This window comes from Methanosarcina sp. UBA5, from assembly GCF_002505485.1.
Lineage (GTDB): Archaea > Halobacteriota > Methanosarcinia > Methanosarcinales > Methanosarcinaceae > Methanosarcina.
In genome coordinates, this window is sequence record NZ_DAVG01000013.1 from 1 (window position 1) to 11,811 (window position 11,811).

7 protein-coding genes and 2 pseudogenes are annotated in these 11,811 nt (G+C 37.3%); 2 read left to right on the top strand and 7 right to left on the bottom strand.

Annotation, left to right across the window (positions count from 1 at the left end):
• Positions 1–862: 862 nt before the first annotated feature.
• The 5 genes and pseudogenes from BP621_RS00930 to BP621_RS00950 all read right to left on the bottom strand — a co-directional run.
• On the bottom strand, positions 863–2,152 hold the full coding sequence (locus tag BP621_RS00930; RefSeq protein WP_292387376.1) for a nitrogenase component 1: 1,290 nt from the start codon (positions 2,150–2,152) through the stop codon (positions 863–865).
• Positions 2,146–4,482 carry a nitrogenase component 1 gene (locus BP621_RS00935; RefSeq protein ID WP_292387378.1) on the bottom strand — a complete coding sequence of 779 codons (2,337 nt, stop codon included), beginning with the start codon at positions 4,480–4,482 and terminating at the stop codon, positions 2,146–2,148. The genes BP621_RS00930 and BP621_RS00935 overlap by 7 nt, the downstream gene beginning before the upstream one ends.
• A gap of 49 nt (positions 4,483–4,531) precedes the next feature.
• Positions 4,532–4,969, bottom strand: a complete 438-nt coding sequence (locus tag BP621_RS00940; protein WP_292387381.1) for a CoA-binding protein — start codon at positions 4,967–4,969, stop codon at positions 4,532–4,534.
• Between the two features lie 22 nt (positions 4,970–4,991).
• Positions 4,992–5,396 (bottom strand): pyridoxamine 5'-phosphate oxidase family protein, encoded by a 405-nt coding sequence (locus BP621_RS00945; RefSeq protein WP_292387384.1) that lies wholly within the window; start codon positions 5,394–5,396, stop codon positions 4,992–4,994.
• A 301-nt stretch (positions 5,397–5,697) separates the two neighbouring features.
• Positions 5,698–6,278, bottom strand: a pseudogene (locus BP621_RS00950) (IS6 family transposase); the annotation flags it as partial.
• A 1,219-nt stretch (positions 6,279–7,497) separates the two neighbouring features.
• Between BP621_RS00950 and BP621_RS00955 the strand changes: the two are divergent.
• A complete protein-coding gene (locus tag BP621_RS00955) occupies positions 7,498–7,839 on the top strand; it encodes a hypothetical protein (protein ID WP_292387387.1) in 342 nt (113 codons plus the stop codon).
• 342 nt (positions 7,840–8,181) lie between these two features.
• Here BP621_RS00955 and BP621_RS00960 read toward each other — a convergent pair whose 3' ends face one another.
• Positions 8,182–8,619, bottom strand: coding sequence for a hypothetical protein (locus BP621_RS00960; RefSeq protein ID WP_292387390.1), 438 nt, complete (start codon positions 8,617–8,619; stop codon positions 8,182–8,184).
• Positions 8,620–9,593: 974 nt separating this feature from the next.
• Positions 9,594–10,412, bottom strand: a complete 819-nt coding sequence (locus BP621_RS00965; protein ID WP_292387391.1) for a hypothetical protein — start codon at positions 10,410–10,412, stop codon at positions 9,594–9,596.
• A 1,278-nt stretch (positions 10,413–11,690) separates the two neighbouring features.
• Here BP621_RS00965 and BP621_RS00970 point away from each other — a divergent pair.
• Positions 11,691–11,811 (top strand): annotated as a pseudogene (locus BP621_RS00970) (IS6 family transposase); the annotation flags it as partial.

An 11,811-nucleotide genomic window follows, 5' to 3' on the forward strand; every position in this document is an offset into this window, starting at 1 on the left:
AACTTGAAGAAATAAAGAAGAATCTAACTTAAGGTCTATCTCACAATTTTTGTAACTTACTGCAACTTTTTAATCTGAATTCCTTGTTTTTAGGCCCGATACCAGCGTAGCTGTCACCAAGGGTAAAGTAAATGACACTAAATTCTAATTGACTCTGTAAATTCTAATTGACTCTGTATTGCAGGTGGTGACAGCTACGTTGGTACTAGGCCGACATACGAACGTTTTCACATAAAACGTTGGTATTGATAGAAAATCAATGTTCTGGGACGTTAAAATTAGCTTAAATTTCGATACTGTATTTATTTAGATCTTAATTTTTGTAGGAATCGGGGACAAGTAAGAAACGCACTTTCTCCTTCAACATCACAATATTTAGACAATTCTTCAAGTGTTAATATGCAATGAACACGAGTGACTACGCATTTATATTTATTGTCACTTCTCGGTTTATGTCTAGATATTAAGTAAGGGCATTTCGTCTGTAGACCTCGATTCATTTAATAGATCAAATTGAACTCGTTATGATATACACATCGTTGAACATAAATAGTTAATTATATGAATTTTTATTGATATCTGTGAAATTATTGTCTTCACAAAATATCCTTAAATACGAACCTTTTAGCATACAACGTTCGGATTAAAATATCCTGAAAAATTAGATTTAATAACTCTATTTTATAATTATTTGCAACGGAACCGAAGAAGTTAATGTTCATGTCCACAGACCTTCTGCAGTAAATTTGATTTAAATTTTCTGACATCGTCCAGTGGAAATATGGAATTCCTTGGGAGTTTCATTGAGTGCTATTGCAGAAGGTCTGTGGACACGAACCCTAGCTCTACCCCTTATAGAAGGTTATTGGCTAGAGCGTAATCCGTTAATGATTTCTTCTAGAAGGAGGAGGGCACCCAAAACTCCCAGATATGTCTTAGGGAGAAAGTGGATGTATCCCTCTTCAGGAATGGTTATTTCAATGCCTGTTTTGCAACATTCCTTTGCTTTTAAAAGTTGCAGAGTAGGACCATCTGCAAAGGCAATGTCCACCGATTCAAGGGTAAGATCTTTATCCCATGCTTCAAAAAAACCATTTTCTTCTAGAAATATTCTGAGATTTTCTGCTGCTTTAGGATCGCTTCCAGGAAGTAGTTTTACTGCAAGAGGAGCCATTCCCAAGTAAGAATAAAGCCAGTGTATAAGGGAATAGGCAAGGGAACTTTCAGCCCTGACTGAAAAACTGGCTCCTTTGGGAAGCCCTGAGAAAGAATGGAAACGCGAAATCTGTTGATAACTTACCTTTCTGGCTTTATGGACTTCTGCGAGGGCAGGTGCAGGGTTGATATCCAAAACAGCTGCAACTTCCCTCAGCAGGCTTTCAATCGCATCAAACCCAAGGGGAGCCCCAAAAGGAGAAAACACAGCTGGGATCCCAAAATGTTCTTTATACCATTCTGCAATCCTTCTTCCGTATTCGGGGAAAATAACGATATTACAGGCTGCTTCGCCTGACTTCCGGATTTCATTGAGGGAAGTTCCGGCAAGGAAAACGGTTCCTACCTCCAGGTTAAGAAAAGCCAGAAGCCGCTTCATTTCTGTAACTGAGCCTTCCCAGTGTTTATTGAGCAGGGAAAGCCCAATCAGATTCACTTTTTTTGAAGAGCCTATATTATGGGAGGCCTGAAGATTCAGGTGCTTGAGCAGGGTAAGGGCAGTATTTTCAAAGCCAGTTGCTGCGGGAAGGGAAAAACCTGTATTTTCTATCACAAAACAGCGGTCCTGCATCCTTACTTTTTTAATTACACCTTCCAGGTCGTCTCCCAAAAGGCTTGCTCCTGGGGAATTAATCACCACAAGTAAGCCTTTTTCCTTTGCTGCTATTGTTGTAAGTGCTCTCTCAAATTTTTCAAGGGAACCTTGAATGTAGTCTTCCCCATCCAAGCAGGTGCAGGGAACTCTAGGCTGCCCGACATAGAACTCATCCTGGAATGCCAGGGGGTCATGTGAACTTTCTCTGGGAAATTGTCTGTCTGAGAGAAAACCATGGTATAACTTGCATCCTGTAGGCCCGTTCAGGAGCACAGCCGCATCTCTGATCCCTTCTACCGCCATGATAGAACCTGTAAAAGAATCAGGAGAAAAAATCAACATTCATCACCACCGTCATACTTCCATCCTTCCACAGCTGGAAGCCGTAGAAGTGTACTCCAGCGTTTTGCAAGCTCAAGCCCACTAAGGAACCCCACCCGTGGGGAAAAGGGGATGGTATCGTAATGCACTCCATCTTCAGGGACCGAAAGTGCATAATTCGAAAGGACAAAGTCTGGCTTGAAAATCTTAATATCCCTTTCTCTTTTTTCATCAGTATAGTTCCTCTCTATTGGGAAATTTTCGTGAGACTGGAGGTTGAGGTTTTTCCTCTCAAAAAAAGAGACTGGAATTCCAACTTTGATAATTTCCATTCCTAGATCTTGGATGGTGTCCAGCACCCATCCGCTGTTCTCTGTGTAGTTCACCAAAAGTACGCGCTTACCTGAGAGATAAGGAGCATATTTTTCAATCCCTAATCTATACATCTTTTCCTGCTCCTGCAGCAGGGGTGTGAAATCTTTTCCAGGGAGCAGACGTGCTACTAGGGCTTTCACCCAGAGAGAACTTTCCTGGAAACCCACAGGAAATGGAAGCTCAAAAAACTCAACCCCGAAACGCTCAGAAAGGTATGCTTGCATGTTTCGGGTATCTGGGTCATCATAGGCTAACAAGTTGATTTCCGCTTTTTTAAAAGAACGAAGGGAAAGAGTGTCTGTCCTTTTTAAAAACCTGCAATTGACCTTGTAACCCAACCTTTTGAGGAGCTTCTCAACAGTATGGAAGTGTTCTTCGTCCCTCAGGGAAATACTCCTTTCTCCAATAATATTGACCAGACCTTTTTCAGGCTTTACAGAAGGATCAATCAGGTCAGCAACTTTTTTATAGCCCTCAAGCAATCCAGTCGAAAAGTCTCCTGTAATAACTCCTTCTACAGGAATGGGGATAACTCTTGCTCCGGGAAAACGGACTTTCGCTCTTGAGGTTGCCTTTTTTATGTCGTCGCCTATAATCCCTGTGGGGCAGGTGTTCACCACAAAAACAGTTCGCCAGCCAGCTGAAAGGGCTTCTTCGATTTTCCTCTCAAGCTTTTCAAATCCCCCGAAAATTGCTTCCTCTTCGTTTATATCTGTGGGTAAGAGGCTAGAGATCTGCCTTTCATCGTTAGTCTGTATATTTATTCTTCCTCCCCTTAAAAATGAGCCTACAAGGGCATCGGTTATAAAATGAGTGCAGCTTCTTGGCCCGTGTAGAACGGTAGCAGCATCGTTAACCTGAAAAGTCGCAGTTACAGCCCCTGAAAAAGCGCAACCATAAAGAAGCGGTCTAGAAGTAAATACTATTGGAGATGGCGTAGACACTTTTTTGGAAGTTCCCGTGAAAATTTCTACAGGTTGTATTTCGGGAATCAATTTACAGCTATTTTCAGAACTTGCTTCGGGTATCTTCATGTGGATTTTCGTGGAAGATCCGTTTTCTTGTCTGATAGGAACAGATTCAGCATATTGCCTTTTTTCGGATACAGAACCTATTTCAAATGACTTTATATCGGGTCGTTCACGCCTTCCAAGCACCAAGGCTTCAAGCTCAAAGTCACTTAGGGGGTTGGCAAGGTAGAGCAGGCTCCGATTCTTTTCCAGGGTTTCAACATATCTTGCTAACTCCCTGAAAACATTTGCAGGGACAGAAGAAGGGAAGGCTTCAGCAAGGGTTTTTCCGGCTTTTTCAGCCCTAGAAAATACTTCATCCCTGGGAAGGGAGGCTACTACAGGCAGCCCTACTGCCTGAGCAAAGGCATAAACTCTTTTCTCTTCAGCGAAAAGTCCGCGTCTGTTGAAGATGATGCCTGCAACTCTGGGGGCTGTGTCCTCGAAATTCTGGATTCCCCGGAGGATATTATTGGCTGCGTATAGGGCCATATATTCCCCTGAAGTCACCAGAAAAACCGCATCAGCATATTCTTTCCTGAGGGGAAGTGCAAACCCTCCACAGACTACGTCCCCAAGAACATCATAGAGAACGACGTCGAAAGAGGAAGCTCTAAGCCCTAGGCGTTTTAAGACCTCAAAGCTACTCAGTATTCCCCTACCTGCACATCCTATTCCGGGTTTTGGACCTCCGACTTCTATGCAGGCAATGCCTCCATAGCCTTCAAAGACCACGGCTTCAAGATGCTGCGCTTCCTGAGGATTTTTGCGCATATAGTCCAACACTGTGGGGATATCGGCCCCTCCAAGGAGCAGACGAGTAGAATCGTGTTTTGGGTCGCAGCCGACCTGCAACACCCTTTTTTTCAAATCAGCAAGGGCAGCCGAGAGATTTGCAGCAATGGTTGACTTCCCTATGCCTCCTTTCCCATAAAGAGCAATTTGGATTATGTTTTTTTCCCCCATGGTTTACTGAATTATCTAGGATGGATATTCCTGAATCATTTGCTAAATTTTAGTACTTTCCCATAATCTTTACAATTCCCCTGTGCATACCATGAATGCTTAACCCGTTACCGAGATACATCATTGGGCAGTATCCAGTTATACACTTAAATCCCTGTTTTTGGCAGGCTTCCGCGGATTTTTCAGTATCAGTTCTCCAGTGAAGCCATACTTTTTTTATGCCTTTTCCTTCAAGAATAGGAATTAAATCGCCTGGTTCGGTATTTGTGACTCCAATAACCACATGATCTACGTCTACGGGGATTTCAGCCAGGTCTGTAAGTGAATCTCGATCAGGTTTTTGGGAAAGGTCCACAAGATATACTTTTTTACCTCTGCTTTTGAGTTCAGAGGCTGTCCATTTCATAGCCGGCTTTGTGTGATCAGTGATTATTGCAAAAGTTTGTGCATCCCAGAACTTTTCTCTATCCATGCTAGAGGAGTCCATATTGAGTTCACCTTTACTTTGATCAAAGCAATTTCTGTCCTGCATTTGGACCAGGAGCACATTGAAAGACGTTGGAAATCTGAACTTCTATAAGAGTCTTTGCAGGAAGTCCGGGTTTTGCTGTATGCACAATTGACTTCATTTTTTCAAACTTTTCTCCCGATTCGATAACAATTGCTTTACCTTTTATTTGAAAGCAGCCACCTGTATCAGGACCCCAAACGTAAATTGCAACATTAGGATTTTCTTTTAAGTTTGCTAAGGATTTACTCATGAAATTATCCACAATCCAGATTGTATCATCATCGATAAGTTGGCAGAACCCTATAGGTACTACATTTGGAATTCCATCCTTTGAGGCTGTAGCTACAGGAAAAATCTTAACCTTTGAAAATGCAGTTTTCATCTCTTCATCTAATTTTACCATAATATCACAACCATCAATTATCAACACCTTAAAGATCTGGTTCGTAATTTATAAGCAAGTCTTAATGGTCTATATTTATATACCTAAGCGTCATAATTATGTACCAATTTTATATTGTACAGAAAAATGACCTTGGGATAGTTTTCTATGATAGCATTAAACCGTTAACATTCAAATAAGCGACCTGAATTAAAGCAACATTTTATCGGGTTCCGTTGCAAAAAATCATGATATTGAAGCAAAAATTTAGTTTCACAACAAAGAACATAAAAAAACAGAATATCTCAAATAACATCCAGATTTAGGCAGCTATTTCGAATAACTGATTTATAAAATTGACTTCAGCACGGACACATTGATTTAAAGTATCAACCTGTCCTTTTTTATCATATGCATGATTTCAATTCCTTTTATAGTTTTAATAGCCGTAGAAAAAGACTGGAAACCTAACATTGGACACACTATCCGTTTTATAGATCTATGATCCTGTTCAACAATATTATTTAAATACTTAATTTGTCGAAGATTTACATTTTGAGGTAACATTTTGTTATTTTTCAGTTCATTTATAGCAGGTGGATAAACTGGATTCTTATCAACGGTTATTACTCTTGGAATTTGATNNAATCTCTTCGCTGCTTTTTTATTGCGTTTTGCACTTAACATGAAATCAATTGTATCTCCATTTGAGTCAACTGCTCGGTAAAAATATTTCCATTTACCTTTTACTTTGATATAGGTTTCATCAACTCTCCAAGAGTCATTTGTTGGTTTTAAATGTCTTCTGATCTTCTTTTCTATTTCAGGAGAATATTGATGCACCCATCTCATTATAGTACTGTGATCAACTTGAATTCCTCTTTCTATCATCATTTCCTTCAAAATATCATTATCTTTGATTTCATTTTTATCTTAGTATATCCCTAGCAGATATTTTTTGCAACGGAACCAATATTTGCATTGAAATGGAAATTTTTATTATAATAATCAGACGATAAAACAGAAATAACATTTTTTGTATTACGGCTTTTAGTAAAGTTATGTCAATTTTGCATACTAGAGGTATTTCGTGATTTTTCAGGAATCTTAAACTTTTAGAATATCCATAGGTTTTGCCATGAAACCTATGAAAACTAGAAAGCAAATTTACAGAAGAATCAGTACACTGCCACTGAAGGCAGTGTATCAAGTCTTCTGTAAATTAGCTTTACATATTATGCACAGGTTTTACAACAAAACCTGTGTATGTTTTACTCTATTTATTACATGAGCTAATCCCAAAACTCAAAATTGCTCCTCTGAATCTCGTATTCTGAATAATCAATAGAGTTTCTGATCATAGAAAATAGTTCTGAAAACTCTTATTGATGTGGGAATAAAATTGGTTTTGGGATAGGCTCCATGCCTATTTTTGAATGCGAAATAATCTCAGGATAAAAAAGTATCCTAAAGAAAGTGGAATATTTATATAATATTAAAAGTTCTGTACTTGATTTTACGTCAGAAGTCATAAGTCATAGAGGTGTAAGTATGGTATCTTGTAGCAAGAAGGAGCTATTACATGCAATATATCAAAACTGTATCGATTGTAGTTCAGGTGATAGTGTAAAAGTAACAGAGTGTGATAGCAAAGATAGTTGTGCACTTTGGAGATATCGCCTTATGATATTCAGTAAAGAATCTTCTAAATAAGAGTAAAATAAATTTTATTCATCTTGAAATTATTTTGCCATGAGACTCTTATTAGTTTTCTCAGACCTCGCAATTTAAATTAGAGATTTTCCACTTTTTTAGCAACAAATAACGAAACACGATAGTAAAACTTGCAAAACTTTCCATAAAATGTAAATCTTCTATAAAGAAACGTTCGTATATCTAAACATTGTGCAAATTTAGATTTTTAGGAAAATACACAGGTTTTACCACAAAACCTATGAATTAATGAATATCAGATTTCACAGAACCTTTGGCACACTACCAAGATTTTGCACCACAACTCAAAAAAAGAGCTTATTCGAGAGCAAGAGCCATTAAAACAAGAATTGAAACATCACCAGATACATATACTATTAACATGCATAGTATATTGGAGGGTATTAGTATGGTTAATGAAATTATAGACTTCGAACCATTTACTCTTAATGATCGTGATGCTGTTCTTGATATGATTAAAACAACTCACATTTCAGAAAATTATAAAAGTGGTCTAGTTAATACAGCGAATTGGATGTTTGGTGATATCGTTTACTTAGAAATAAATACGATTGATTCTGCAAAAAAAGCATTGCGTGAAGCAGAACAGCGACTTATGGATGCTAGAGTCGGCGCATCAGAAGAGGATTTGAAGAAAGCCGAATTTTTAGAACAGACAATGCTTAATAGATTAAAACATCGCCTTGTAAGAACAATCGAGGGCGCTTGTCCAGATTGCATTGATTGGTGACCTTAACTCGGCCCAATGGGAGCATAACTGTCATCAAGTGCAAAGTAACTTATAATTAACTAGCAAAAAGCTCAATTGAATCCGCTTTTCCGTATCAAGTTAAAAGTCCATATGGATTAATGCGGCTATAAATCAGTGTTATAAAGGCCTGAAGTCACCTTGTGTTAGTAGCATATTGTCATAATAAGAAATTTTTTGATACATGTAAAATTGACACTACTAGCTTCTGATCCTTATTTTCAAGTATGTTTATTATGTGTAAACTACTTTGCACTTGGTAGCAGCTATGCTCCCATTAGGCCTATTAGGCATTGGGCTAAAATACCCAAATTGCACAATGATCTAAACGCCGCTTTCACTTTTGAGGTAACGTTCTGCGTATACCCGTGCGTCAATCGCTTCCAGCACTGCCACTTCGGCATCGTCAATCGCCATCATGGCAAAATCGATGGCAGCCTTGGCATACGCCTCCGCATCATCCGCCCGTCGTGTTGCTTGCTTGACTTCTTTAGCTTCTTTTTCGGTTTTAATTTTGTTCTTGATGTGCTGAACACTCTGATGATAATCTTTCTGGAGTTCTTGCCAATGCATATACGTTGCTTCATGTCGCTTTTTGACGTCAGCTTTGAACGATTCCTGCCTTGCTTCAGCATCTGCTTTTGATTTCTGGATCGAGGCTTCTACCTTTTCCTTGGATGCTTGTTCGGCGGCTGCGACTTTCTTTTCTGCATCCACCACATGGTCCGCGAGCTCTTGCAAATAATCGGATAGCTTTTTCATGATTCATTCCTCTATTCTTTGTTCTTTGCATGCGACTTATTTTCGATAATAGACTATCTCCGTGTATTAATTTAGCATAGTTTTATAAAAACAATCATATAATAAGGATGGAGAAACATAGTTAAGAACAGGAATTCGGTTGTTTGAGTTATGAATATATGAAAAAAATTGAGACGAGTTTCAAGGCGAAATTATTTCAGGATCAAGTATTTTTGGCAGTGTAGCGAAAGTTCTGTAAATTTGCCTTCTAGTTTATCCATAGGTTTTACCATGAAACCTATGGATATTCTAAAAGTTTCAGATTCCAGAAAAATTACAAAATACCCTTAATATGCAGAACTAGCACAATTTTGTTAAAAGCCGTAATACAAAAAATGTTATTTATGTTTTATCGTCTGATAATTATAATGAAAATTGCCAATTTCAGGCTGATTTTTCCACAATTGCCTATGTGTTTGTTTTCTCGATTGTTACAAATAATATAGGAATACGCTTGTTTCTTTCTGTTAGTACGTCATCAAATGCAAAAAAATACTAACAAACACATAGGTACTTTTATTAATGTTTCTTGATAACGGAAAAAAGCTGTAGTTTTGAATTTTATAAAATTCGTTCATATGACACTTACTAAAAGTTTCAAAGTGAAATAATTTCAGGATAAAACAGTGTTTATTGGTAACGTAAAATAAAAGGTTGCACCTTTATCCATTGGTTATCGTTTAAGGAGGAATCGTAATCAATTGCATCGATTTCCACAAAGTTTGTCAAATTATTCATTGATATTAAGCTGGATTTTGATTTATATTTCAGTTTCAGCGTACAAAATTTGGGTTTGATTTTATCATTGAAATCGAGACCAGAGGTAAGAAAATTCCTTAACCGATGACCAATGAATTCCTATCATAATAAATTGATTCGTAGTTATTCTGATTGTCTGTATTATTCTAGCGATCCACAATTAAATTTTCACGGTACTAGTGCATAAGTTCTATCCAATTTGTAACCACTTTATCAATCCAGCTGACTTCGTTGAGTAAGGTTTCAATGCGTTTATCCCGATCCCATTGTACCATACCTAGAGTTCTATAGGGGCAAAGATAATGATCAAATGAATCATTGTAATAAAAATAGTAAACCCCTCCAGATAGAAATCTAACTATGGAGTGAACATGAGACATTCTCTCGCCTAGAATTTCATCTTTTAAGTTATTTAAGAATGGAGCGCATTTGTCTATATAATCTATCAGATCCTTGAAATGACTAGATTTTTTATAGTCTGAAACGTCTGGATCCTGCAACGCCATTTCTTGTAAAACACTGAATAAAACATTTACTCCAACAACATAAGTCGAAATGCCCTTTTTTTTATATTCATCATTACTTAAAATAGAACAATATTTATATAAATCAACTAAAACATGCTGATTTAACATATTATAAAGTTCTCTTTTGTCAGTTGTTTGTTTTTTACGATTAGCATATGTAATATTTATATATTCAAGGGTTCCATATATCTTGCCTTCAGTTTCTTTAACAGTATTCTGAATATTAGCATCACGTACGATCTTCGCCATTTCTTCTCTTATTCTCTCCATGTTTACTGTGTTTTCATTAAGTTCGTTTAAGATTTTGGTACCAGCCATTGTGAGAAGACCTTTTGAAACAGATACAATCATGTCGAGAAATACATATTCAGGTGTATACACATAATCTGCAGCTTCTAGTTTATCAATAATAGTTTCAGATTCTCGTGTGGCTTCAATTTTTTGTTCTTTTATCAATTGCGTTGACATTTTATATTAGCTCCTTTGTAATTTTAATTGCACATTGTCTGTNNACAGACAATGTGCAATTAAAATATTAACTACTTTCTTATATTTATCAGTATGTTGGTGATATTATAAGCATCAAACACTTGCAACCCTAGGGCATTTACTTTGTAACTTTTTGCGACTTTTTTACATTTTGGGGTTCTATGTACAATCCGTCAAAAAGTTCGGTTGCGGCAAATGATACACACCCCATTTTTTCACCAGACGGAACCAAAATATTATATCTGTCTGATAAAACCGGAAGCAGTGGTATATGGGTTATGGGTGCAGATGGGAAAACAAAAGCGCAGTTAACAACAGATCCAACTGATTCATATCCGGTGGAGCCCAGACGGCAAGAAAATTGCTTTTTACTCTGCGAGAGGAAGAAAACAAGCAATTTATGTCTTTACTCTCGCTCCTAGTGTCCTGCCAACCAAATAATGTTGTATGAATTAGATTACAATCATTCATTACCATTCAATACTTGGTGATTGACTCAACACTAGTACTGCGATTCCGAAATAGTTTCATAAAACTTGATTTTTGAATAGATCCGATGATCGGGAATTTTTCCGGGAAATAAGGAATCAATTTTGGAATCGAAGCACTAATTTATTGGGAGCCGTGCAAGTAAAAATATATGAAATCTGTGCATTTCTCAAAAAATCTAATTTTATAGGGTACTTCAAAATACGAACATTTTAGCTCAAAATGTTCGTATTTTGAAGTATTCTATAAAAAGGATATTGTCCCGATTTTAACGTAGGTGTACGCTAAGAGATAATTACTAATTTTGGGTAAGCAAAATCGATGAGGAGAGATCTATTAGAGAAGTTTTTCTCCTTTTCTTAATGCCAATATAGGCAAGATGCATGAAATAATATCATAACCGGTTGGCCTTAGCGTACATATACATAGAAATCGGGGTAGAACCCTTAATGGGATTATTTTTCCCTACAGGGAGGTAGTGACGCCCACCACGCAAGGATATCCTCCATCACCGGGAGGATCGCTCTTCCGTGCTCGTTCAATGAATAAAACCGAGAGGACTGTGGAGATAAAAAAATAAAAGAAACGGACAGAGTCATTGAACTTTGCAGGGAGTTATTTCCTACTTTCGGCAGGTAAACATATAAATTAATATAAATTAATTGGTTCCGTTGCAAAAAATCTCAGAATAAGCATGTAAACCGGTTCCGTTGCAAAAAATATCTGCTAGGGATATACTAAAATAAAAATGAAATCAAAGATAGTGATATGCTATCTAATTCCTTTAAATGGAAGCACTTTGCAGGAGAAATCATCTTATTAAACGTAAGATGGTATTTAAAATATCCCATTAGCTATCGAAATTTAAAGGAAATGATGGTAGAAAGAG